Origin of the sequence: Amycolatopsis lurida (assembly GCF_900105055.1) — a bacterium.
GTDB lineage: Bacteria > Actinomycetota > Actinomycetes > Mycobacteriales > Pseudonocardiaceae > Amycolatopsis > Amycolatopsis lurida.
The window spans coordinates 3,899,622-3,923,710 of record NZ_FNTA01000004.1 but is presented as its reverse complement, the minus strand read 5'-3'; the positions used below and the strand labels follow the sequence as shown (position 1 = coordinate 3,923,710).

The window sequence follows — 24,089 nt, the reverse complement described above, 5'->3', positions numbered from 1 at the left end:
TTCGGGCGACCGATCCCGCCCGTCGTCGGCTTACCTCGGTATTTGCGCGAGGACCCTGGCGAGCCGGTCGATGGCCTCATCGCGCAGGAGCCCCGACGACCCGCCGACCACATTGCGCTCCACGAACTCGAACACGACGACGTCGCGGTCCTCGAACAGACCCTTCAGCGTCCCGTCGTCACCCGCGGCCACCGTGTCGGTGTGGACGATCGTCAGATCCCTGCAGGTGGCGGCGAGGAACGGGCTGGCGAACTGGCTGAACGAGTCGGCGACCACCGCCATATTGGGCGTGAGAGTGCCGCGGGGAGTGTCGGGCTGGGTCAGCCGCAGCGGGGTCTTGAAGTCGCTGGCGAGGTACCGCGTCCGATCGGCACCGCCGTCCGGAGCCAGCGCGAAGGCCCGCAGGGTGCGGTCCACCGGCCGCCCCAGCAGCCGCTCGAGGTCGGCAGGCCACGACCGGATACCGCTCTCCTTCGCCTCCCAGGTCGCGGTGACCCCGGGCGTGATCGCCTGCGCGAGCGCGTAAGTCATGGTGAGCCCGGCTTCGAACGTCCAGTGGGTGTCGTTCGGGACGTACACCGACCGGCCAAGGCGCCGCTCGGTGTCGGCGAGCGCGCCACGCAGGTCGATCGCCCTGGTCGCGGCGGGCACCTTGCCCCAGAACTCGGCCGTCCGCGGGGGCGCGCAGTCATGACCGGCGTACTGGTCCGGCAGCTGCGCCGGCTTCATGGTGGACTTGTCGGGCGCGAAGACGAGTTCGAACCGGCGTCCCGACGCCTCGACCGCTTGACGTAGCCGGTTCAACAACGCGATCACCCGGTCGAGGTCCATCACCGGCTCGCACCGGGTGTGCATGTCCTCCCCGAAGTACAACCAGCCGTCCTTGCCGACGATGACCTGGGGGTAGGCCTGCGGTCCCTTCGGCACGCGCCCCGTGCTCGGGGTCCCCGCCGTGCTGTCCTGCGCACCGGCCGCGGCGCCGGGCGGGTCGCCGAAGACGCCGGTACTGATGCCGTCCGCCGCGTTCACCCCGGCCTGGCGTAACGGGAGGTGGTCGGTCGCCCAGCCGGACAGCCCGGTGAAGAAGCTCCAACCGTCCCCGAAACCGGGGAATTCACGCAGCGGGCGGTTTTCGAACGGCTCGGTCCGGACGCCGACGACGAGCAAGAACACAGGGACGAAGAAGAAGGCGAGCGCGCAGGTCAGCGCCGTCCGCTGCCGGCTGCTGTGCCGTGGCCGGTAAAGGCTGTGCTCGTTCGGCAACCACGATTCCGGTGTCTTGAGCAGCTCTGTCGGCCCGGACGACGTCGGTGGGGGAGTGACGAACACACCCGCGATCGTAGCGGGGCGTGCCCGCCTCCGGAGGCGAACGTGAAGACCGGTCTCCCTGGCGGATAGTCTCCTCGTCATGGGCAAGGGGACTCCTGGCGAGCGGTTGATCGAGTGGACCGGCGAGCGGTGCGTGCCGTGGGCCGACGACGTCCAGGTGATCTACGAGCACTATCACCGCTACGCGTTCGCCACCCGGTTCGCCGCCGGGAAACGGGTGCTCGACCTCGCCAGCGGCGAAGGCTACGGCAGCGCCCTGCTCGCCGGGTCCGCGGCCGAGGTGGTCGGGCTGGAGATCGACCCGGTCACCGTGGACCACGCTCGCGCCCGCTATCCGGAGGTCACCTTCGAGGTCGGTTCGATCACCGACCCGGAGGCGCTCGCGGGCACGGAGCCGTTCGAACTGATCACCTGTTTCGAGGCGATCGAGCACGTCGAGGCGCAGGACGCGATGATGGCCCTCGTCCGCGCCCGCCTCGCGCCGGGCGGGATCTTCCTGTGCAGCACCCCGGATATCGCCGTGTACAGCGGCGACCACGGGAACCAGAACCCATTCCACGTCCACGAGCTGACCGAGTCGGCGTTCCGGACGTTGATGGAGAAGAGCTTCGAGCACGTCGCCCTGTTGCGGCAGAACGTCGCGGTCGGTTCGCTGATCCACGACGGCGGAACCTCGGCGGCCGAGCTGTTCCGGCTCGAGCAGGGCGACGGCGACGAGTGGCGGGTCGCCGCCGGTGCGCCGCACACGTACTTCATCGCGGTCGCGTCCTCGACGCCGATCACCCTGCCGACCGCTTCCATGCTGGTGGACCCGCGTCTGAAGCTGGTCGCCAAGGCCAACGCCGAAGCGGAGACGCACGCGGCCGAGGCAGAGCGGGCGCGTGTCGCACTGGACCGTGCCGAGGAGGGGCTGCTCCGGGCAGGCGAACAGGCCGCCCGGCAGGCGGGCGAAATCGCGGAGATCACGGCCGCCGAACGGCGTGCGGTGGAGGAACGCGACCAGGCGGCCGCCCGGGCCGAGAGCGCCCGCGCCGCACACCGCCGGGCCGCGAACGAACTCGCCCTGCTGCAGCGGAAGGCGGCCAACGACCGCGACCGGCTGCAGTGGCTCGGCCGGAACAACGTCCAGCTGAGCGAGACGGTCGGCCGCCTCGCCGCCGAGAACTCCCAGCTGCGCGCCGAGCAGTCCGCGCTCGTCCAGCGCGTGCTCGGCACGTACCGCGGCGCGATCGAGAAGTTCGCTCCCCGGGGCACCCGCCTGCGTGACTTCTACGAGACGGCGCTCGGCCGTCCCACGGGAGCGGACCCGAGCGTGGCGGCCGTACCCGGCCCGGTCGCGGTCACCACCAGCGACGAGCCGATCGTCAGTGTCGTCATTCCGGTCTACGGCAACTGGTCCTACACGCGTGCCTGCCTCGACTCGATCCAGCGTCACCTGCCCACCACCCCGTTCGAGGTCATCGTGGTCGACGACGCGTCGCGCGACGACTCCGCGGACCGGGTCGCCCAGTGCGCCGGGATCCGGCTTGTGCGGGCGCCACGGAACCTCGGCTTCGTCGGCGCGTGCAATCTCGGCGCCGGACACGCGCGCGGCGACTTCGTCATGTTCCTCAACAACGACACCGAGGTCCGGCCCGGCTGGCTGGACGAACTGGTCGACGTCGTCGAGACCCGGCCGGACGTCGGGCTCGTCGGCTCGAAGCTGGTCTACCCGGACGGCAGGCTGCAGGAATGCGGCGGGATCATCTGGGCCGACGGCTCCGGCTGGAACTACGGCAGGCTGCAGAACCCCGACCTGCCCTGGTTCCAGGCACTGCGTGACGTCGATTACTGCTCCGGGGCCGCGGTGCTGGTCCGCCGTCAGCTGTTCGAGCGGATCGGCGGGTTCGACACGCGGTTCTCACCCGCCTATTACGAGGACACCGACCTCGCGTTCGCCGTGCGGGCGGCCGGGTTCCGGACGATGGTGCAGCCGTCGTCCGTGATCGTCCACCACGAGGGCGTCTCGAACGGAACGGACCTCTCCGCCGGGGTCAAGCGGCACCAGGAACTGAATCGCAGCGTGTTCGTGGACAAGTGGAGCGTCCAGCTGCGCGACCACCTCCCGTCGGCCAGTGCGCGCGCGTTGTGGTCGGCACGGCAGCGCACCGAGGACGGCCATCGCGGTGGCACCGTGCTCGTGATCGACCACCAGGTCCCCACGCCGGACAAGGATTCCGGGTCGGTGCGGATGGCCAGGATCCTCGAGCTGTTCGTCGGGCTGGGACATCGCGTCGTCTTCATGCCGTTCAACAACGCGGTGCCGGAGCCGTACGCGAGCCGGCTGTACCGCATGGGCGTCACCGTGATCAACGGCCTGGACGAGCAGCAGGAGTTCCTGCGCGACGCCGGCCCCGACCTGCGGCTGGCCGTGCTGTCGCGGCCACATGTCGCCTGGCAGTGGATCGAGCAGGTCCGCCAGCACGCGCCGAACTGCCTCATCGCCTACGACACCGTCGATCTCCACTTCGTCCGGCTCACCCGGCAGGCCGATCTGGTCGCGCAACTCGGCGACACGAGCGAAGAGGTGACCTTGCGCCGGCGCGCGGAAGTGCTGCGCGAGTCGGAACTCGGCCTGACCAAGCTCGCCGACGTCACCTTCGTCGTGTCCGACGTCGAACGGGAGCTCCTGCGGGAACTCGTCCCGTCGGCCAGGGTCGAGGTGCTGTCGAACGTGCACTACGCCGACGGCGCCGCGTCGGTTCCCGACGGTCGCGACGGGATCGTCTTCGTCGGCGGCTTCGATCACGTGCCGAATCAGGACGCCGCACACTGGCTCGCCACCGAGATCATGCCGCTCGTACGCGAGCGCAGGCCCGACGCGGTCGTGCAGATCGTCGGCAGCAACCCGCCCTCCGCGGTGCTCGAGCTCGAACGCGACGGCGTCGTCGTACGGGGATGGGTGCCGGACCTCGACGAGGTCTACCAGACCGCGCGGGTGGTCGTCGCGCCGCTGCGGTTCGGGGCGGGCGTGAAGGGGAAGCTCGGCGAGAGCCTCGGCTACGGCGTGCCCGTCGTGGCGACTTCACTCGCCGCCGAGGGCATGCACCTCACGCACGGTCAGGACGTTCTGCTCGGGGAGACGGCCGAGGAACTGGCCGACCGGATCGTCACCCTGCTCGAGGACGACAAGCTGTGGATTCGCCTGTCCGAGGAGGGCAAGACCGTGGTGGAGAACCGGTTCGGCGCGGAACTGGCCCGGCGGACCCTCGCCGACGTCCTCGCGCTGGGCGGTCAGGCCTGATCAGCTCGGCGGCAGCGCTTCCTTGAAGGTGGCGCGTGCCTTGTCGAGGCTGGTGCGGAGCTTGTTCTTGTCCAGGGCGAACGGCTGCGACGCCCACAGCACGACGGCGACCTCGCCCGAGGTGTACCACGTGCCGTCCATGCGGCGTGCCCCATCGCGTCCGGTGACGGTCTCGGGGTCGTCGGCCCGCAGTGCGAATCCGCCCGCCTGGGAAGCCTGCATCAGGTAGGCGACGACGGCCTTCGCGTCTTCGTCCGATCGAGTGGGGATGGCGTACGCGAGATAGCCGGTGTCGCCGTCGCTGGAGCCACGGAAGACGACGCTGGTGACACCGTGCTGGGCGAAGATCTGCGCGGACTCCTTCGGGAAGAGCTTCAGCTCCACCCCTTTGTCGAGCGAAACCGTGGAGTTCTCGGGGAGCGGCGAGCCGGGCAACGCCGGAACGCGGTCCTCGAGCGTGGGCTCCGGAGCGGGCTGGCCGGTGCCCGGCCCGCCGACGGCGTCCGGTGCCTGCGCGATGGCGGGTGGCGACTGCCGGTCGGGACCGCTCGCCGTACCGAGCCACAGGGTGCCGCCGATGACCAGCCCGAGCACGACCAGCACGGCGGCGGCGATGAACAGCCAGGTCGGTTTCTTCTTGCCGACGACGGCGTAGTCCTCCGGGGCCGGAGCGCTGTTCCGGGGACCGGCGGCGTCGGGGGCCAGCGGCGGCAGGTCGCGGGGCAGTTGCCGGGTACCCGGATCGCGCCGGGGCGGGGACGGCTCGGCCCGCAGGTACACCGTCGGGTTGATGTCGGCGGGCGACGGCGCGGTGGTCTTGTGGTCGGGGAGGTGGGGCACGGAGTGCCTGGCCTTCGGGGCTTCGGCGGTCGGCGGTGGCACGGGCGGAAGCGTGACGGTGGGCAGCTCGACCTGCCGCATGGCCGGGTTGGCGCTGTGCCACGGCGCGCTTGGACGGCTCAACGGCGACGCGACCGGCGACGGCATCGCCCCGCCGGAGGCTTCGGCGAGCAGTTCGTCCCGTCTTTTGCGGTGCTCCGCGTGCCCGATACGACCCGAGGCCAGCTCGACATCCAGCTGCCGAAGCTCGTCTTGCCAGCTCATCTAGCCCCCTGCCGCCGGGTGTGGGCAGCCAGTGTCGCATGACCCGGACGGGTGGTTGATATTGGTCTTTCCCATTCTTGCGTCCGTTTCGGTGCAGGTCCAGCACCGTCCGGAGGCGACGGCGCGGACCCGCCGGGGTGATGCTCTTCCGGCTGGTCAGCGGCGATCGAGCGGTCCCGCCGGTACGGTGGCGGACGTGGGAAGTACCGGGTGACGGAAATCGACGAGTGTCGCGGCGCGCTGCGCGAGCTGGCCATCGGCAGGCTCGCCGGACGTGACGTCCGCACCTCGCATCTGGTCGAGGCCGGGCTGGACGCGATCGTCGCCGGACTCGACACCCCGTCCCTCGCCTTGCTCGCCGGGCTCGAATCCTCCGCCGAAGCCGCCGTCGACAAGGCGTTCGGCCAGGTCGTGGACGAACTCGGGCTCGACCTGCCCGCCGATCCGACGGCCGCCCGCTGGCTGCTGGTCCGCGGCTGGCTCACCGCGATGGTCGAAGGACGCCTCTCGCCCACGGCCGGCGGCGCACTGGTCAGCGAGGTCGGCGAGTTGCTCGGGTCGCCGCCGTCGTTGCGCGGGATCGCGCGGTGGTCGGCGATGCTCGACGGCTGGATCCCGACCGACCTCACCCCGAGGGACGTTTGCGAAGTGCCGATCCTCGAGGAGTCGGCCGAGCTGCTCGAAGGACCTTGGCCGCCTTCCCCGCGTCACCCGTAAAGCCCCGGTTTCTGTCGTACATGTGTTCTAAAATGGGCGCTGTACAGCAGGAACAGCGGCGAAAGGCAGACACGGATGGCCTACATCACCCTGCCCACGTTCGTGGGGTACAGCACGAGCTCGGGTCCCTCGCGTTCCTCGTTCGTCCGGCGCTGGCGCCGTCAGTACGAGGACCCGGCCCGGGGCGGGTTCAACTTCTACCTCCGCGCCGCGAACGCGATCCGTGCCGGGCGGATCTCCGGGCGGGATCGCGAGGTACTGCGGGCGCTGGTCGAGAACGCGGACGAGCGCACGCGGCCGCACTACACCGAGATCGCCAACGGCTGGCTGCGTTACCTCGGGCGGCGCGACCTGCGGCCGGCGGAGGTCGGCCGGTCGCGATGGCGGCTCGGCTCGCTCGAAGTGGGCATCAACCCCCATCTCGGCCTGCGCAAGGGCGACGGCCCGGTGTACGTGACCTGGCTCTATTTCAAGGAGGAGCCGTTGAGCCGGGACGCCGCGCAGATGGTGTTGTGGCTGCTCGAACAGACCATGGACGAACTGCGGCCGGGCGGGCGGCCGCTGGTGATCGACGTCCGGCGCTCGAAGGAGTTCGCGTTGTCGCCGCGCGATCGCGACAAGGTGCGGCCATGGGTGCGGAGTGAGGCCTCGGCCTTCATGAGTCTTTGGGAGGCGGCCGCGTGAACGAACGACGGCGAGCCCGCGTTCGGTGGGCTCGCCGTTCACACACCGTCATTCTCACGGTTCCGGCGACGGCGCAAGACACCTGATCAGGTGACAATTTCGCGGAGAATGCCCACGAGCTGGACAACTTGGGCCCCGAACACGAAGCTTTCCCAGTCTTAATCGGCCGAACCACCGAGGGTCGCTCGTGAACAACGCTTGGGAAGCCATCTCCAGGGTCGCAGATGAGCCCGCCTGGTACTGGGTCTACGACAAGCTCGCGTTCTGGCCGAGCACCTACGCGCACGCCTGGCCCGGTTTCCGTGAACCCGCACCGTCAGTCGCGTGGGATCTCGCCCCAAGGGGTCTCGACCGGGCGTCACCGGAATTCCGGCTCGGCCCGTACGCCGTAGAGCAGAACGACGTCGCCCGTGTCGCGCTCGCGGCGTTGAAGGACTGCGTCGCCGAGGACGAGTGGGTCTGGGTCCTGCACTGGCAGCACCAGTCGTATCGCTTCTACCCGCATCGGCACGCCGCGCTCGACCCGTGGCCGGTCTCGGTGTTCCCGCGGACCGACTACCACATGTTCCTGGCGAACGACTTCCGCTTCGGCACGCTCGGGCACCCGTGGGAACGGACATTGTGCGTATACGGCGAGAAGCTCGTGCCCGCTTTCGAGAAGCACGGCGAACGGGTTTTCAAGAACGTGCTGCGCCGTGACGGGGCGCCGGCCGTGCTGGCGGGCGGACCTGCCTAAACTCAGGCGGGTGTTCGAATACCACGGGTGGGTGACCATCCAAGCGAGCCCTTCCGGTGACGACGACGCCGCGCTTCTGGAGCGCATCGTCGAGCGGGTGCACCGAGCCGTCCGCGACTTCGGCGACGCCGACCTGCTCGACCTTCGCTGGGCCTCCGGGGTGCCGGTGCTGCACCTGGGCGGCATGGACAAGCACGGCACGGCGATCGCGCCCGAGCTGGTGGACCTGTTCACCCGCGTGGGCGATCTCGCGCCCGGTTCCTACGGTCTCCTCCATGTCTGGGACGACCAGGATCCCGACCACGACAACGAGTTCAAGGTGTACCGGATGGCCCGTGGCCTGGTCACCGAACGCGGCGACGACCACCTGTCGCCGGTCGCGCCGACCGTGATGGACGGCTACGAGATCTGAACGCAACCCTTCTTGAGTAGCCGTACTCAAGACATCGCGGGGGGCTCGGCGCGACCTTGGTAGGCATGACGAAAACCTCCGCAGCGCCTCCCACCACCGTCGCGTTCTTCGTCCAGGCCGCCCTGTCCTTCGGGCTGGCGCTGATCGCGGTCGTCATCGGCATCTGGTACCTGCCGGTCGACGGCTGGGTCCGCGGCTTCCTCGCCCTCGGCATGCTGTTCTTGACGACCTCGGCGTTCACCCTCGCCAAGTGCATTCGTGACCGGCAGGACGAGAACACCGTCGTCAGCAGGGTCGACCAGGCACGCGTCGACAAACTCCTCGCCGAGCACGACCCCTTCAAAACGCCTGCGCTCTGAGCGCGGCCGGAGGCCGACATATGCACAAATCCGAATTACTACGGTCGTGTGAACCCACTCACCGAACCTGTAGCACTTAGTAACCGAAAAGAGTGAAGGAAGAAGATCAACGCGCCCGACAACCGACTCGCCAACGCGAGCGACAAGGAACGCGGAGGTCCGGGGGCTCGGGCCCCCGGGAATTATGGCGAGCAAGCCTCGGTCCAGGCATTCCCTGGACACACCGCGCCCGCTTGAGAGCGGATGACGGGATTCGAACCCGCGACCCTCACCTTGGCAAGGTGATGCGCTACCAGCTGCGCTACATCCGCATGTCTTGCTCTGCTTCCGGTACTCGTTTGAAGCAGTGGGACAACCATACACCGACCCTCTGTAGCGGTTTCGACCCACCCCTACAGGTGCTCCGGTGTCACACCTGGCGTACAAGGGGTGACGACGGCTGCATACCTCCGTATGGTGTCCCCATTCGACCGAATGGTGAGTCCTTCGGGGAGGAGGTGCCTGGCCGGATGACCGAGCAGGGCACGGTGCCGCTTCAGGCGGCCTCGGAATCCGACGAGCAGGCATTGCTCCAGCGTCTCCGCGATGGGGAGGACGCCGCCTTCGGGGAGCTTTTCGAGCTTCACGCCGCCGCGGTGCGGCGGCTGGCCCGCAGTCTGGCCTCCGACCGATCGGAGGCCGAGGACATCACGGCCGAGACCTTCTTCCGGGTGCTTCAGGCGTTGCGCCGGGGTGCCGGGCCGCGGGACTACGTCCGGGCGTATCTGCTGACGGTGGCTCGCCGGGTCTCGTGGGAGTGGCACGGCGCGCGTCGTGACGTGCCGGTGAGCGACGACGAGCTGACCTTCCGGGCCGGGGCGGGGGCGGACACGCACGCCCGCACGGCCGAACATTCGCTGATCACGACGGCGTTCACGAGCCTGCCGGAGCGGTGGCGTTCGGTGCTGTGGCAGACCGAGGTCGAAGGCGAGCAGCCGTCGATGGTCGCGCCGCATTTCGGGTTGAGCGCGAACGCGACGGCGGCGCTGGCCAGGCGGGCACGGCAGGGGCTGCGGGCGGCGTACCTCCAAGCGCATCTTTCGGTGAACCGCGGGCCGGATTCGTGCCGGGCCGTGGTGGAGAAGCTGGGCGGGTTCACCGCGGGCAGTGTCACCGGCGCCGAGGCCCGCCGGATCAAGAGCCACCTGATCGGGTGCCAGTCCTGCCGGGCGACGCACGACGAGCTGCGTGACGTCTGTTCTTCGCTGCGCGCGCACGCGGGTGTCGTCGCCTTGCTGGTGCCGGCGGCCGCCGGTGCCCACACGAGCGGGGCGTTGTCCGGGCTCGCCGCGTCGGTCAAGGCGCTTCTGCTCGGATCGAAGGTGAAGGTCGGCTTGGCGGTGGCGTCGACGGCCGCCGCGGGCGCGGTCGGGATCGTCGCCGGTCCGGCCGTGTTCGGCACCGACGTGACGCATACCGTCGGCCTGTCCGGGGGCGGCCAGCCGGAGCTGGCGTTGCTGCCGGCGCAGGTCGCGCCGCCCGTACAGGGCGGGCCGGTGGAGCTGCCGCCGCAGCGGATCGCCGAGGACCGGATGCACGGCAAGGGCGATCGGCCCGCCGTGACCGGGCGCGGCCCCGGCGCGGAACTCGGGGTGTCGGACATGCCGAGCCTGCCGGGTGCCGGCACGGCGGGGAAGGATCTCGGCGGCGGTGACGGTCGTGCTGACGGTGCTGCCGGCGCCGACAAGGGCGTGCTGCCACCGGACGAGCGGAACCCGGCGCAGGAGACCGCGCCGCGGAACGAGGTCCCGGAACCGGAAACGGGCACCAACCAGACCACCACGAAACGGGACGACATCCCTCCGGGGGAGTCGCTGAGCCCGACGTCCACGACGACTCCCCGGGACGAGACGGAGCCGTCGAACACGCCGGAGTCGACGACTGACCCGGAAGGGTCCACTTCGCCGGAGACGAGCACGCCCGGCGGCGAGACCGGGACACCGTCCGGCGACCTTTCGGAAGACGAGCCGAGCCCGGTCGAACCGACTTCCCACTATCCGGAACCGGGTGTCGACTACCCGACGTGCCCATAACGCCCGAGCGGGGATATCGCCTTCGAACTCTCGCGAATCCGGCTCCCGTCACGGTACGGTGGAGCTCGCTCACGACGAGCGAGCGGCCGCGCGGGAGGCGACTGAATGAACCGGCTGGTGCACGGCGAGGACGGCCGTGACTGGGTGGTCCGAGCCCAGATGGAATGGCGTGCTCCCGCGACAGCGGACGATTTCGAGCACGATGTGGCGGGCAGCTACGGCCCGGGTATCGCGATGGTCGCCGTGACGGCGCTGCTCGCGATCGTGCTCATCATGTGGACGCCCGCCGACGTGAGAATCCCGTCCTGGGTTCCGCTGGCGCTCCTGCTGGTCGCGTTGTTCTTCCCGCTGCGCTGGATCCTGCGCCGCCCGTGGACCGTGGTCGCCGAGACCGAGGGCGATCTGGCGGGCGACCGGCCTTCGGAGCGCTGGGTGGGCACCATCCGCGGCATGTTCACCGTGCGCGGCGAGGTCTCGAAGATCTCGAAGACCATCCAGAAGCACTCGCTGCCGGACTTCGACGGCCCCTTGCACCCGGTGGAGTAGTCGCGGCGGCCTGAACGCGCGAGACTGGGGCCATGCCCGAGTTACCCGAGGTCGAAGCGCTCGCTCACCACCTGCGTGAACACGCGGTGGGCAAGACGGTCTTCCGTGTCGACGTGGCGTCTCTCAGCGTGCTGAAGACGGCGACCCCGCCGTGGACGGAGCTGCACGGCCGCGAGGTCACCGGTGCCGGCCGGTTCGGCAAGCACCTCGATCTCGTCGCCGGTGATCTCCACCTGGTCGTCCATCTGGCGCGGGCGGGCTGGCTGCGCTGGTCCGACGCGTTGGCGCCCGCACCGCTCAAACCGGGCAAGGGACCGATCTCGCTGCGCGTCCACCTCGACGCCGCCGCCGGCCCGGGCTTCGATCTCACGGAGGCCGGGACCAAGAAGGGGCTGGCGGTCTGGATCGTGCGTGATCCGGAGAAGGAGGTCGCGAGTATCGCGCGCCTCGGGCCGGACGCGCTTTCGCTGGACCGCACGGGGCTCGAGAAGCTGTTCGCCGGGCGCACCGAACGGCTGAAGACGGCGCTCACCGATCAGTCGCTGATCGCCGGGATCGGCAACGCCTACTCCGACGAGATCATGCACAGGGCGAAGCTTTCTCCTTACGCCACCACCGGAAAGCTGTCCGAAGGCGCGCTCGACGGACTCTTCGAAGCCATCAGCGAAGTGCTGACCAGCGCGGTGACGCGCTCTGTCGGCCAGTCCGCGGCACGGCTCAAAGGGGAGAAGCGGTCCGGGCTGCAGGTGCACGCCAGGACCGGACTTCCGTGCCCGGTCTGCGGCGACACGATCCGCGAGATCTCGTTCGCGGACAAGTCCTTCCAGTACTGCCCGACCTGCCAGACCGGTGGGAAACCCTTGGCGGACCGGCGGATGTCGCGCCTGCTCAAGTGACTCGTGAGCGGTAAGGACGGTTCTAACCGTCCTTACCACTCACGAGGTCAGCACAGGGCGGCCATCACCGCGGGCATCGGGATCTTCGGCACCCGCCGCCCGCCGTGCACGTCCGCGGCGAGGTCGTACACGTTCAGCGCCAGCACGATCTGTTTCGAGCCGTCCGCGGTGCTCATCGAGACGCTGAAGAATCCCGGCCCGGCACCGGTGTTGCCCCAGAACGTCTTCGTGACGTCCCCGCATTTCACGTCGAGCGTCTCGATCCCCGCCCCGTAGGCGCCGCCGTCCTCGTTCGGCACGAGCCGCTTGAGTTCGGCTTGCTGCGCGGGTGCCAAGAGCCGTCCCGCCAGCAACGCGCGGTGGAATGCCGCGACATCGTCGACGGTCGACACCATCGCGCCCGCGGTCCAGTCGTACGACGGGCTGAACACCGTCATGTCCTCACCGCGCATGTCGTACCCGTGCAGATGCGGGCCGCGCAGGAATGGCGACCACAGCGGGAAATACGTCCGTCCGAGGCCGAGCGGACCGAGGATCCGCCGCTGGATCTCCTCGCGGACGTCGTTGCGGGTGATCTTCTCGATCACCTTGCCCAGCACCAGATATCCGGTGTTCGAGTACTTCACGCCGCTGCCCGGCGGGAACGTGGGCCGGTCGGCGAGCGACCGCCGGATCACCTCCGACGGCGTGATGATGTGCGCTCGGTTCCCGTCGACGAGGTACGGGTCGAAGAAATGCGGATCCATTGGGTCGTGCACGCCCGAGGTGTGGTTCAGCAGCATGCGCAGCGTGATCTTCTCCGGCTCGTAGCCCGGTCCGCGTACGACACCGGGCAGCCTCCGCTCCACTGGATCGTCGAGCGAAAGCGAGCCTTCGCTCGCCAGTTGCAGCACCACCGTGGCGACGAACGCCTTGGTGTTGCTGGCGATCCGGAACCGGTGCCGCGGCCCCGCGGGTTCAAGCGTGGCCAGGTTCGCGTAGCCGGCGCCGAAACGCGAGACCGCCTCACCGGTCCGGACCTGGACGACCGCTCCCGGGAATCCCCCTTCGCCGACGAGATCGCCGACGGCCGCGCGCACCGGATCCCCGGCCGCGGCCGCCGTCCCGCTCGCCAGCAGGACCCCCGCCAGCACCCCCGCCGCGAGTTTCCCCGATCCGCGCATGGTGTTCCTCCCCCGGAAGCGATTGCCTGCGTACAGTCTTCCCGGCGCGACGGGGAGTGACCATGGGGACCGCGCCCGGGTCTTGGGTAGGGTCGGCCCCACCCTCAGTTGTCACAACTCAACGGAAAGTGGGGAGCAGGCCTTGCACCCGGTTGGTCGAGCGCAGAGCATGGACGCCGTGTCCGGGCTCGAGATCGCGCAGATCATCCCTTGGGGTGTGGCGCTGCTGCTCGCGATCCTCGTCGTCGTCCTCCTGATCAAGCTGAGACGTCCCGCGAGCATCGTGGAGAACGCGGTGTTGCAGGCCGTCCACCGGATGTCGAAGGCGACACCGGATCTTCGCGAGGGGCTCGACGAGCAGGTCGCCGACAAGATCACCAGTCAGCTGCTGGAGATGCTCGACTGCGTCGCGGTCGGCATCACCGACAGCGAAGGCACGCTGCTGTCGTGGGACGGCGAGGCCAACGACCACTACGTCGACCTCGTCGACGCCATCGGCAACGCGATCCGCAAACACCGGCGCGAGGTCGTCGCGCACGACAAGATGCCGTGCAACCACCGCGGCACCTGCCGGATGCGGACCGCGGTGATCGTGCCGCTGATCGTCGAGGGCGAGACCGAGGCCGCGCTGCTGGTCGTCGGGCGCACGCGCGGGCGGCTGGTGCAGATGGCCGACGCCGTCGCGCAGTTCGTCTGCACCCAGTTCGAGCTGGCGCGCCTGGACGAATCGAAGAACCAGCTCCAGCAGGCGGAGATCAAGGCGCTGCGCGCGCAGATCTCGCCGCACTTCGTCTACAACGCGCTCAACACCATCTCGTCGCTGATCCGGACGGACCCGGAGGAAGCGCGGGAGCTGCTTCAGGACTTCGCGGACTTCACGCGCTACTCGTTCCGGACGTCGGGCATGTTCACCTCGCTCGCCGAGGAACTGCGGAACATCGACCGGTACCTGACCATCGAGAACGCCCGTTTCGGCGGGCGGCTCGAAGTGCGGATGAAGATCGCGCCCGAGGTGCTTTCGGTGGTCGTCCCGTTCTTGATCATCCAGCCGCTGGTGGAGAACGCCGTCAAACACGGCCTCGCGTCGAAGCCGTCGGGCGGCTGCGTCACGGTGATCGCCGAGGACTACGGCGCCGAAGCGCTGATCAGCGTCGAGGACGACGGCATCGGCATGGAGCCCGCCAAGCTCGCGGATCTCCGCAGCCAGCACCGCACGGGCGCGCACGTCGGACTCGGTAACATCAACCAGCGGATGCAGCAGGTGTTCGGCCGCGACTACGCGCTCATGGTCGAGACGGCGCCCGGCGCCGGCATGAAGGTGACCCTGCGGGTGCCGAAGTTCATGCCCGGCGTGCGGCCGAATCTGCCGGACTTCTCCGCCGACAGCACGACCGTCCCGCCCCAGGGCGGCCCGAACGAGTCCAGCGGGGTGAGCGGTTCGCGCAGCGGCGTGCTGCCGTCCTGAACGTCGGTAGCCTGGCGGTATGAGCGTTGCGGACAAGCTGACCTCCCGTCTCCCGATGATCGGCGATCGGGGTGAACGCAAGGACGTCGTCGCCGTGGTGAAGCTGCACGGGGTGATCACGCCGACCCCGTCGCCGCTGGCCAGGGGATCGATCAACCTCGCCGCCGTCGAATCGGCGCTGACGCGCGCGTTCGGGCACGAGCGGCTGAAGGCCGTCGCGTTGCAGATCAACTCGCCGGGCGGCGCGCCGACGCAGTCGGGCCTGGTCGCCGAGCGGATCCGCCAGCTCGCCGACGAGAAGAACGTGCCGGTCCTGGCCTTCGCCGAGGACGTCGCCGCGTCGGGCGGGTACTGGCTGGCCTGCGCCGCCGACGAGATCTACGCGCATCGGACGTCGATGGTCGGCTCCATCGGCGTGATCAGCGGCGGCTTCGGGTTCACCGGTCTCCTGGAGCGGTTCGGCATCGAGCGGCGGCTGCACACCGCGGGGGCGAACAAGTCCCGGCTCGACCCGTTCAGCCCGGAGAAGCCGGAAGACGTCGAGTGGCTGAAGAAGATGCACGGCCAGCTCCACGAACTGTTCGTCGACTGGGTCACCGAACGCCGGGGTGACCGGCTTTCCGGCTCCGAAGACCTGTTCACCGGGGACGTCTGGCTGGGCGCCCGCGCGGTCGAGCTCGGTCTCGTCGACGGCGTCGGCAGCCTCCGCCAGGTGATCACCGAGCGGTACCCGGACGCCGAGATCGCGATCGCCGAACCGAAGAAGCCACTGCTGGCGCGGCTGGGCATCGGCGCCCCCGCGGCGGCGAGCGCGCTGCTGGACGCCGTGCAGTCCAAGGCCGCCTGGAGCCGCTTCGGCCTCTGACCCGCGTGCGATGAACGGCCCGGTCCTCGCGGATCGGGCCGTTCTTCGCGTTCGGGGCAGGTCGGATTCACCCGAACGGTGGTAGGCGGAAGTGGTTCAGACCAGGTCTCATATCGGACATACCGCTTTGTTGTGAACGGCAACAAACCTCGACAGCGTTGACGAGGAGGTCCGATGTCCGTTACTTCTCCCCGAACGAGCCGCTGGAAGATCGCGCTCGCCGCCACCGCCGGCGCGGCTCTGATCACCGTCCCCCTCACCCTGCCGGCCTCGGCGGCCGTCCCGCCCCCGCCGTCCGGCTGGACCACCGTGTTCACCGACGACTTCACCGGCGCCGCGGGCTCGCTCCCGTCGAGCGCGAACTGGATCATCGACACCGGCCACGGCTACCCCGGCGGCCCGGGCAACTGGGGCACCGGCGAGATCCAGAACTACACCGCGAACCCCGCGAACCTCGCCCAGGACGGCTCCGGGAACCTGCGGATCACGCCGCTGCGTGACGGTGCGGGCAACTGGACCTCGGCCCGGATCGAAACGCAGCGCACGAACTTCAAACCGCCCGCCGGGGGCGCGCTGCGGATCGAAGGCCGCATCCAGATGCCGAACGTCACCGGCGCCGCGGCGCTCGGCTACTGGCCCGCGTTCTGGGCGCTGGGCTCGCCGTATCGCGGCAACTACTGGAACTGGCCCGCCGTCGGCGAGTTCGACATCATGGAGAACGTCAACGGGATCAACACGGTCTGGGGTGTGCTGCACTGCGGCGTCAACCCCGGCGGCCCGTGCAACGAGACGACCGGCCTCGTCGGCAGCCGCACCTGCCCGGGCGCGAGCTGTCAGAGCGCGTTCCACACCTACACCTTCGAATGGGACACCAGCGTCAGCCCCCACGTGTTCCGCTGGCTGGTGGACGGCCAGCAGTTCCATTCCGTCAGCCAGAACCAGGTCGACGCCACGACGTGGGCCGACATGACGAACCACGCGGGCTACTTCGTCCTGCTGAACGTCGCCATCGGCGGCGCGTTCCCGAACAACAACTCCGGCACCACCACGCCGGGGCCGGGAATCGTGCCGGGACACCCGATGCTCGTCGACTACGTCACCGTCCTGACCCGCGGCGGAGGCTCGACATCCACGACGCCGACGACCACCACGGGAAGTCCCGGCGGCGGCAGCGCGTACGGCACGATCCAGGCCGAGTCGTACGGCCAGGCCGCCGGGATCGCCAAACAGGCCACCTCCGATTCCGGCGGTGGCCAGAACATCGGGCCCGCGGGAAACGGTGACTGGGCGTTGTATCCGGGCATCGACTTCGGGACGCGAACGGGCAGGCAGTTCCAGGCGCGCGTCGCGTCCGGAGCGGCGGGTGGCGTGAGCGGTCTCGTCGAAGTCCGGCTCGACAGCCGGTCCAACCCACCTGTCGGCAGCTTCGCCGTCGCGAACACCGGCGGCTGGCAGAGCTGGCGGACCATCCCGGCGAATATCAGCGGTGTCACCGGAAAACACGACGTCTACCTGACTTTCACGAGCGGCCAGCCCGCCGATTTCGTGAGCGTCAACTGGTTCACCTTCACGCCGTGAAGGGATAGATGTGGCACGGCGAGGCGGTTCGTGTCACCGGAAAAGATGACGGCACCGGTCACCCCAGGCGCGGGGGTGCCGGTGCCGTCCTTTCGTTCGACTTTCGTGAAGCGGGCTGGACAAGGAACCCGGCAATGGGCAGGATGCGTCTCACTGTGAGTGCTCACGATGACACCCGGAAGCTCATCGTCCTGGCGGTGGACGATGAGCCCAAAGGGCTAGACGAACTCGTCCACTGTCTCCGCAACAGCCCGCACGTCGCCCTGGTCTATCCGGCGATCGACGCTTCGGAGGCGCTGCGTCTGCTGTCCGCGGACGACCCGCGGCTGGCCGACCGCAAGGCTCGCGGGCTGCCGATCGTGGACGCGGTGTTCGCCGACATCGACATGCCCGGTCTGTCCGGCATGGAGATGTCGCGGGTGTTCGCCGCGCTGCGCCCGTCGCCGGCGCTGGTGTTCGTGACAGGGCACGCGGAAGAGGCCGTCAACGCCTTCGACCTCGGCGCGCTCGACTACGTGCTCAAGCCGTACCAGCAGGATCGTCTCGATCGCGCCGTCACGCGCGTGATGGACAAACTCGCCGCCAACGCCGCGCCGAAGTACGGCCAGGAAGGCGGACTGGGACCGGTCAAGAACGACGACGAGGTCATCCCCGTCGAGCTCGCGGGCACCACGAAGCTCATCCCGCGGTCTTCGGTCCGTTGGGTCGAAGCGCAGGGCGACTACGCCCGGTTGTTCACCACCGACGGCAGCCACCTGGTCCGCATCCCGCTCGCCCAGCTCGAAGAACGCTGGGAGAAGGCGGGTTTCGTCCGCATCCACCGGTCGTTCCTGGTCTCGCTGCCGCTGATCACCGAACTGCGCATGGGGCAGGGCGGCTATCAGGTCGTGATCGGTAACGAGGAGAAGGTGCTGCCGGTGAGCCGCCGCCACACGCGCGCCCTCAAGGACAGGCTGGTCGGCGCCAACCGGTCGACGTGACCGACGACTTCTACCGCCGCGTCAACGGCGTCCGCGAACCGGACCCGACACTCGGCAAGAGCAGGAAACCGGCGGTACCCGAGGGCGCCGCCGTCGAACCCGTTCCCGGCGCGCCCTCCGGTCCGAAACACGAGCAGGCCAAACCCGAACATCACGCGAAACCCAAGCGGCAGCGGGTGATCCTCGCCGATCCGCGGCAGGCCACCAGCACCCTGCGGGCGAGGGTCGAACTCGAAGAACAGACCAGCTGGGGAAAGCTCCTCGTCCGGGATCTGGTGAAGATCCAGCTGCGGACGGCTTCCCTGCTGGCGCTGCTGGTGATGGTCACGCTGTGTTCGCTTCCGGTGCTCTTCTATCTGATCCCGTCCTTCGGCCGGGTGACCGTCGTGGGCATCCCGGTGCCCTGGCTGATCCTCGGCGTGGCGCCTTTCCCGTTCCTGTTCGGCATCGGACTCTGGTACAACCGGCTCGCCGAACGGCACGAACGCGACTTCGTCGACATGATCGAAAACTGATCGCGGAGCTGCACATGCGAGGATCCACACCGTGCAGCTGAATCCGTGGGCCATGGCCGGCATCGTGCTGGTGGCGGTCCTGACCTTCTACCTCGGACATCGCTCCTCGAGGTCGGCCGTCAGCACGCACGATTTCCTCGTCGCCCGGCGCACCGTGCGGTCGCGGCGCAACGCGGCCGCGATCTCCGGCGAGTACCTTTCCGCCGCGTCGTTCATGGGCGTCGCCGGCATCGTGCTCAAGGACGGCGCGGACGCCCTGTGGTTCCCGATCGGTTTCACCGCGGGCTATCTCGCGCTGATGCTGTTCGTCGCCGCGCCGCTGCGGCGGTCCGGCGCGTACACGCTGCCGGACTTCGTCGAGATGCGGCTGGGGTCGACGATGCTGCGCCGGTTCTCGACGGCGTTCGTGGTGTTCATCGGGATCCTTTACATGGTCCCGCAATTGCAGGGCGCCGGGCTGACACTGACGACGATCCTGCCGGTGCCGGTGTGGGCCGGAGCGCTCCTGGTCACCTTCGTGGTCGGCTTCAACGTGATCGCGGGCGGGATGCGCGCCATCACCGTCGTCCAGGCCTTCCAGTACTGGCTGAAGCTGTTCGCCATCGCGGTGCCTGCGTTCATCCTGTGCATCGTGTTCCTCGGCTCCGGCGGGCCGGGCAGCGCGCGCCCGCTGGGACAGCCCGCTCCGCCGACGTTCACCGAGAACACCACCGTCACGGTGCAGACCGACGTCACGCTGAAGGTCACCACGGTGACCGTGCTGGAGGCGTACGGCCAGGTGGAAGGCGCGCGGGCCAACGGTTTCGCGGTGTGGGCCCCGGAAGCCGCGCACAAGGTCGCCAAGGGCACGACGCTGAAGTTCACCGCGGGCACGCCCGTCCCGGTGGTCAGTGAGGCGCCCGCCTCCAACAGCGACTGGCTCCGGCCGGGGTCGGGCGGCCTCACCGATCTGCTGCAGGTCTATTCCCTGATCCTCGCGACCTTCCTCGGCACCATGGGCCTGCCGCACGTCCTGGTCCGCTTCTACACCAACCCCGACGGCAAGGCCGCGCGCCGCACGACGGTGCACGTCCTGCTGTTGCTCGGGCTGTTCTACCTGTTCCCGACGCTGCTGGGCGCGCTGTCCCGGATGTACGTCCCGGAACTGCTGGTGACCGGGAAGACCGACGCCGCCATCCTCCTGTTGCCGTCCGCGGTCCTGCCCGGGCTGTGGGGCCAGATCCTCGGCGCGGTCACGGCGGCGGGCGCGTTCGCCGCGTTCCTGTCCAGTTCGTCCGGCCTGCTGGTGAGTGTCGCCGGGGTCGTGTCCACCGACGTCCTGCCCGGTCGCGTCCGGGATTTCCGGGTGGCGACGGCGATCGTGGCGATCGTCCCGTTCGCGCTGGCGGTCCTGCTGCCGTCGGAGGACCTCTCGCTTTCGGTCGGGATGTCGTTCGCGCTGGCCGCGTCGACGTTCAGCCCGCTGCTGCTGCTCGGGGTCTGGTGGCGCAAGCTCAGCTGGCCCGGTGCGCTGGCCGGGATGCTCGTCGGCGGCGGGCTGGTGCTGACCGCGCTGGTGGTCAACATCGTCAGCAAGTACACCGGCGGCTGGGCGCCGTGGTTCTCGAGCCAGCCCGCGCTGATCACCGTGCCGGCGGCGTTCCTGACCACCTACGTGGTGAGCCGTGCGACCGGATACGGGCGGCCGGACGACGTCCACGGTGTGATGCTGCGGTTGCACGCGCCCGATCCGCTCGGGTTCATGCGTGATCGTGCGGTCGCCCGGTTCGGGCAGGCCGAAGAAAAGACGGAGAAGACCGAGAAGCCACGGTCGACCGGTAAAGGCCGCCACCGGAAGTAATTCACTCTTTCGAGTCGCGAACGTCTACGCACAGTCGTACCGTTCACTCAAATGGATTGCTCCTCTCACGCCCCAAGAGGGGCATGATCTTTCGTGACAACGAAGTCATCGAATGGTCGCGTAGACGGGAGGTCCGCCGTGAGCGATACCGATCAAGGTCTCGGGTCCGATCCGGAATCCGACTGGGAAAAGGTGCAGGCGAGCCCGGAATTCGTCGAGCTGCGGAGACGGCTGCGGGTATTCGTTTTCCCGGTTTCGGCCCTGTTCCTCCTCTGGTATCTGCTCTACGTGCTCCTCGCCGACTACGCGACCGGGTTCATGAGCACCAAGCTCTTCGGCAACATCACCGTCGGCCTGGTCTTCGGCCTGCTACAGTTCGTGTCCACCTTCGTGATCACCGGCCTCTACGTCCGGTACGCGAACCGGAAACTCGATCCGCTCGCCGACAAGATCCGGCACGAGGTCGAAGGGGTCGAACGGTGAATACGCTGGCAGCGGGCGTACAGGGGAGCAATCCGGCACTCAACATCACCATTTTCGCGATCTTCGTCGCGATCACGCTCGTGATCGTTTTCCGGGCGAGCCGGAATACGAAGACCGCGTCCGACTACTACGCGGCGGGCCGCGCGTTCACCGGTCCGCAGAACGGCGTCGCGATCTCGGGCGACTACCTGTCCGCGGCATCGTTCCTGGGTATCGCCGGTGCGATCGCGATCAACGGCTACGACGGTTTCCTCTACTCGATCGGTTTCCTCGTCGCCTGGCTGGTGGCGTTGCTGCTGGTCGCGGAACTGCTGCGCAACACCGGCAAGTTCACCATGGGCGACGTGCTGGCGTTCCGGATGAAGCAGCGCCCGGTCCGCGCGGCGGCCGCGATCTCCACCCTCGCCGTGTCGTTCTTCTATCTGCTCGCGCAGATGGCGGGGGCGGGCGGCCTGGTGAACCTGCTGCTCGGCATCGAAGGGAATCTCGGCCAGGACCTGGTGATCGCCGTCGTCGGCGTGATCATGATCCTGTACGTGCTGATCGGCGGGATGAAGGGCACCACCTGGGTCCAGATCATCAAGGCCGTCCTGCTCATCGCGGGCACGTTCGCCATGACGCTGTGGGTGCTCGGGAAGTACGGCTTCAACCTGTCCAGCCTGTTCCAGGCCGCCGTCGACAAGGGCGGGCAGACCGGGGAAGCGCTGCTCGGGCCGGGCAAGCAGTACGGCAAGACCGGCACGACGAAGCTCGACTTCCTGTCGCTGGGCATCGCGCTGGTCCTCGGTACCGCAGGGCTGCCGCACGTCCTGATGCGCTTCTACACGGTGCCGACCGCGAAGGACGCGCGCCGTTCGGTGGTCTGGGCGATCGCGCTGATCGGCGTCTTCTACCTGTTCACGCTGGTGCTCGGCTACGGCGCGGGTGCGCTCGTCGGCCCGGACGTGATCGCGAAGGCGCCGGGGACGACCAACTCGGCGGCTCCGCTGCTGGCGCTCGAACTGGGCGGCCCGATCCTGCTCGGGTTCATCGCGGCGGTGGCTTTCGCGACGATCCTCGCGGTGGTCGCGGGCCTGACGATCACGGCGTCGGCGTCGTTCGCGCACGACGTCTACGCCAACGTGATCAAGAAGGGCAAGACCGCCCCGGACAGCGAGGTCCGCGTCGCGCGGATCACCGCGCTGGTGATCGGGGCGGTCGCGATCGTCGGCGGGATCCTCGCGAAGAACCAGAACGTGGCGTTTCTCGTGGCGCTCGCGTTCGCGGTGGCGGCGTCGGCGAACCTTCCGACGATCCTGTACTCGCTGTTCTGGAAGCGGTTCAACACCCAGGGCGCGTTGTGGAGCATCTACGGCGGGCTGAGCGTGTGCGTCGTCCTGATCGTCTTCTCACCGGCGGTCTCGGGCAAGCCCGTCGACCCGAAGACCGGGAAGAGCGCCTCGATGATCCAGGGCGTCGACTTCCATTGGTTCCCGCTGGACAACCCGGGCATCGTCTCGATCCCGGTCGCGTTCTTGCTCGGCTGGCTCGGCACCGTGCTGTCCAAGGAGCACAACCAGAAGAAGTACGCGGAGATGGAGGTCCGCTCGCTCACCGGTGCCGGGGCGGAAAAGGCCGTCCGGCACTGAGTGCCTCTTCACGCGCGCGCAACGGGACGGGATGCGAGGATGGGAGTGTGGTGAGCCCTGCTGACATCCCGACCGTCGCCGTCCGTGACCTGCCGAAGGACGGTGTCGCGCTGCTCGACGTCCGTGAGGACGACGAGTGGGCCGCCGGGCACGCCCCGGGTGCCAAGCACATCCCGATGGGTGAGCTGCCCGCGCGCGTCGGCGAACTCGACGACCTGCCCGACGACCAGCCGGTCTACGTGATCTGCCGCAGCGGCGGCCGATCCGCGCGCGCCGCCGCGTGGCTCAACGCGAGCGGCTGGGACGCGGTGAACGTCGCCGGCGGGATGGGTTCCTGGAAGCAGGAGGGACGCCCGATGGTCGGCGAGCATCCCGGCGCCGAACCCGAAGTGCTGTAACCCGTGCAGCCAGGCCACTACCCGCCGAGAGTGCCGGTGCCGCCGGTGCGCCCCACGCCGATGCGGCAGCCGGTGCGTCATCGCGTCCGCTGGGTCGCGTCGCCGCCGCCCGGCGCCTTGCCGCAGCGGCGCGAACCCGTGGCCGAACGCTACTCCGGTCCGCCGTCCTATCCGGTCCCGCCGCGTTGGGGCTTCCCGAATCTGGTCTGGCGGCGGCCGACCGCGGTCCCCGGGACGGCCTCCGGCGAGGTCACCGCGGGGGAACGGCTGCGGGTGATCACACGCAGCCTCCTGCCGGTGCTGTGGACCTTCGCCGCGCTCGCCGTCGTCGCCGCGTCCGCCGAAATCTGGCGCTACGTCCTGCTCGTGCAGAGCCGCGACTCCGCGTTGTCGACGTCCGTCGTCTCGGTCTCCGACAGTTTCGTGATCACCGCCGGCCTGCTCACGACGATCCTTTCGCTGCTGCCGTCGGGCCTCACCGTGTGGTGGCTGCTCGTGGCCAGGCACGCCGTCGCGGACAGGTGCGGCGAGGTGCCGCCGAGGCGGCAGTGGCACGTCCTGGCGTTCGTGCTGGTGCCGGTGGTGAACCTGATCATGGTGCTGCCGGTGGTCGCAGAACTCGAACATGCCGTCCTGCGCCGGACGCGGGAAACCCGGCCGAAGCCCTCGCGGCTCGTGCTGATCTGGTGGGGTGTCTGGGCGCTCAACTGGGTGCTGCTCGGGCTCGTCATCGTCTGGCGATTCCGTGACGGCGTCCAGGCGCTGGCCGACGGGGTCGTCCTGGTCGCGCTGACCGATCTGGCCGCGGCCGGGCTCGCGGTGGTGACGGCGCTGCTCGTGAAGCGCATGTCCGGCTTGCTCGCGCCTGTGGCGGAGAAGCGCCTTCGGCTGCTTCGCGTGCTGAAGGTGGATGGGGCTCCGGATCCGGACCGGCGGGAGCGTCCGGCTTCTTCAGTGCGCTGACGCAACTTTCCACTGAACGTTTGAATGCGGATCTCCGCACTCCGCCGGGAGCGGATCGGTCTGTAACATGGAG

The 24,089-nt window shown here is 69.0% G+C and carries 22 protein-coding genes and 1 tRNA gene; 19 read left to right on the top strand and 4 right to left on the bottom strand.

The window, feature by feature from the left end; translation table 11 throughout:
* Positions 1-30: 30 nt before the first annotated feature.
* Complete coding sequence (locus tag BLW75_RS23605; RefSeq protein ID WP_241783475.1) at positions 31-1,329, bottom strand: alginate O-acetyltransferase AlgX-related protein; 1,299 nt, start codon at positions 1,327-1,329, stop codon at positions 31-33.
* A 79-nt stretch (positions 1,330-1,408) separates the two neighbouring features.
* On the opposite strand from BLW75_RS23605, the gene BLW75_RS23600 reads away from it, so the two are divergent.
* The gene (locus BLW75_RS23600) at positions 1,409-4,612 is read left to right on the top strand and encodes a glycosyltransferase (RefSeq protein ID WP_034309537.1); all 3,204 of its coding nucleotides are present in this window, start codon (positions 1,409-1,411) and stop codon (positions 4,610-4,612) included.
* Here BLW75_RS23600 and BLW75_RS23595 read toward each other — a convergent pair whose 3' ends face one another.
* Entirely contained in the window at positions 4,613-5,716 is a 1,104-nt protein-coding gene (locus BLW75_RS23595) for a hypothetical protein (RefSeq protein WP_034309539.1), read from the bottom strand.
* A 210-nt stretch (positions 5,717-5,926) separates the two neighbouring features.
* Here BLW75_RS23595 and BLW75_RS23590 point away from each other — a divergent pair, with 210 nt between their 5' ends.
* From BLW75_RS23590 to BLW75_RS23570, 5 genes are all read left to right on the top strand, one after another.
* A complete protein-coding gene (locus BLW75_RS23590) occupies positions 5,927-6,433 on the top strand; it encodes a hypothetical protein (protein ID WP_034309542.1) in 507 nt (168 codons plus the stop codon).
* Positions 6,434-6,508: 75 nt separating this feature from the next.
* Positions 6,509-7,117 (top strand): class I SAM-dependent methyltransferase, encoded by a 609-nt coding sequence (locus BLW75_RS23585; protein WP_034309544.1) that lies wholly within the window; start codon positions 6,509-6,511, stop codon positions 7,115-7,117.
* Between the two features lie 187 nt (positions 7,118-7,304).
* Positions 7,305-7,853 carry a DUF2716 domain-containing protein gene (locus BLW75_RS23580; protein ID WP_034309547.1) on the top strand — a complete coding sequence of 183 codons (549 nt, stop codon included), beginning with the start codon at positions 7,305-7,307 and terminating at the stop codon, positions 7,851-7,853.
* Between the two features lie 10 nt (positions 7,854-7,863).
* Positions 7,864-8,265 (top strand): immunity 7 family protein, encoded by a 402-nt coding sequence (locus tag BLW75_RS23575; protein ID WP_034309550.1) that lies wholly within the window; start codon positions 7,864-7,866, stop codon positions 8,263-8,265.
* Between the two features lie 65 nt (positions 8,266-8,330).
* Complete coding sequence (locus tag BLW75_RS23570; RefSeq protein WP_034309553.1) at positions 8,331-8,624, top strand: YiaA/YiaB family inner membrane protein; 294 nt, start codon at positions 8,331-8,333, stop codon at positions 8,622-8,624.
* 238 nt (positions 8,625-8,862) lie between these two features.
* On the opposite strand, the gene BLW75_RS23565 is transcribed toward BLW75_RS23570, so the two are convergent.
* Positions 8,863-8,935, bottom strand: a tRNA-Gly gene (locus BLW75_RS23565).
* Between the two features lie 198 nt (positions 8,936-9,133).
* Here BLW75_RS23565 and BLW75_RS23560 point away from each other — a divergent pair.
* From BLW75_RS23560 to BLW75_RS23550, 3 genes are all read left to right on the top strand, one after another.
* Complete coding sequence (locus BLW75_RS23560) at positions 9,134-10,696, top strand: sigma-70 family RNA polymerase sigma factor (RefSeq protein WP_034309556.1); 1,563 nt, start codon at positions 9,134-9,136, stop codon at positions 10,694-10,696.
* 105 nt (positions 10,697-10,801) lie between these two features.
* Positions 10,802-11,242: a hypothetical protein gene (locus BLW75_RS23555; RefSeq protein WP_034309559.1), complete on the top strand. Its 441-nt coding sequence runs from the start codon at positions 10,802-10,804 to the stop codon at positions 11,240-11,242.
* A gap of 32 nt (positions 11,243-11,274) precedes the next feature.
* Positions 11,275-12,138, top strand: a complete 864-nt coding sequence (locus tag BLW75_RS23550) for an Fpg/Nei family DNA glycosylase (protein ID WP_034309562.1) — start codon at positions 11,275-11,277, stop codon at positions 12,136-12,138.
* Positions 12,139-12,185: 47 nt separating this feature from the next.
* Here the strand turns inward: BLW75_RS23550 and BLW75_RS23545 are convergent, their stop codons facing one another.
* Positions 12,186-13,301, bottom strand: coding sequence for a serine hydrolase domain-containing protein (locus BLW75_RS23545; RefSeq protein WP_034309565.1), 1,116 nt, complete (start codon positions 13,299-13,301; stop codon positions 12,186-12,188).
* A 169-nt stretch (positions 13,302-13,470) separates the two neighbouring features.
* On the opposite strand from BLW75_RS23545, the gene BLW75_RS23540 reads away from it, so the two are divergent.
* The 10 genes from BLW75_RS23540 (at position 13,471) to BLW75_RS23495 (ending at position 24,016) form a co-directional block, all read left to right on the top strand.
* Entirely contained in the window at positions 13,471-14,766 is a 1,296-nt protein-coding gene (locus BLW75_RS23540; RefSeq protein WP_034309567.1) for a histidine kinase, read from the top strand.
* Between the two features lie 19 nt (positions 14,767-14,785).
* A complete protein-coding gene (locus BLW75_RS23535; protein WP_034309569.1) occupies positions 14,786-15,631 on the top strand; it encodes a S49 family peptidase in 846 nt (281 codons plus the stop codon).
* Between the two features lie 174 nt (positions 15,632-15,805).
* Positions 15,806-17,209 carry a glycoside hydrolase family 16 protein gene (locus tag BLW75_RS23530; RefSeq protein WP_034309571.1) on the top strand — a complete coding sequence of 468 codons (1,404 nt, stop codon included), beginning with the start codon at positions 15,806-15,808 and terminating at the stop codon, positions 17,207-17,209.
* Positions 17,210-17,352: 143 nt separating this feature from the next.
* Entirely contained in the window at positions 17,353-18,189 is an 837-nt protein-coding gene (locus BLW75_RS23525; RefSeq protein WP_034309893.1) for a LytR/AlgR family response regulator transcription factor, read from the top strand.
* Complete coding sequence (locus BLW75_RS23520) at positions 18,186-18,704, top strand: DUF485 domain-containing protein (RefSeq protein WP_034309573.1); 519 nt, start codon at positions 18,186-18,188, stop codon at positions 18,702-18,704. Before BLW75_RS23525 ends, BLW75_RS23520 begins: the two co-directional genes overlap by 4 nt.
* A gap of 31 nt (positions 18,705-18,735) precedes the next feature.
* Positions 18,736-20,544, top strand: a complete 1,809-nt coding sequence (locus tag BLW75_RS23515) for a sodium/solute symporter (protein WP_034309575.1) — start codon at positions 18,736-18,738, stop codon at positions 20,542-20,544.
* Between the two features lie 138 nt (positions 20,545-20,682).
* Positions 20,683-21,027, top strand: coding sequence for a DUF485 domain-containing protein (locus tag BLW75_RS23510; RefSeq protein WP_034309578.1), 345 nt, complete (start codon positions 20,683-20,685; stop codon positions 21,025-21,027).
* A complete protein-coding gene (locus BLW75_RS23505) occupies positions 21,024-22,655 on the top strand; it encodes a solute symporter family protein (protein ID WP_034309580.1) in 1,632 nt (543 codons plus the stop codon). Before BLW75_RS23510 ends, BLW75_RS23505 begins: the two co-directional genes overlap by 4 nt.
* Positions 22,656-22,702: 47 nt before the next feature.
* Entirely contained in the window at positions 22,703-23,053 is a 351-nt protein-coding gene (locus BLW75_RS23500) for a rhodanese-like domain-containing protein (protein ID WP_034309582.1), read from the top strand.
* 36 nt (positions 23,054-23,089) lie between these two features.
* On the top strand, positions 23,090-24,016 hold the full coding sequence (locus BLW75_RS23495; protein ID WP_091598186.1) for a DUF4328 domain-containing protein: 927 nt from the start codon (positions 23,090-23,092) through the stop codon (positions 24,014-24,016).
* Positions 24,017-24,089: the final 73 nt, after the last annotated feature.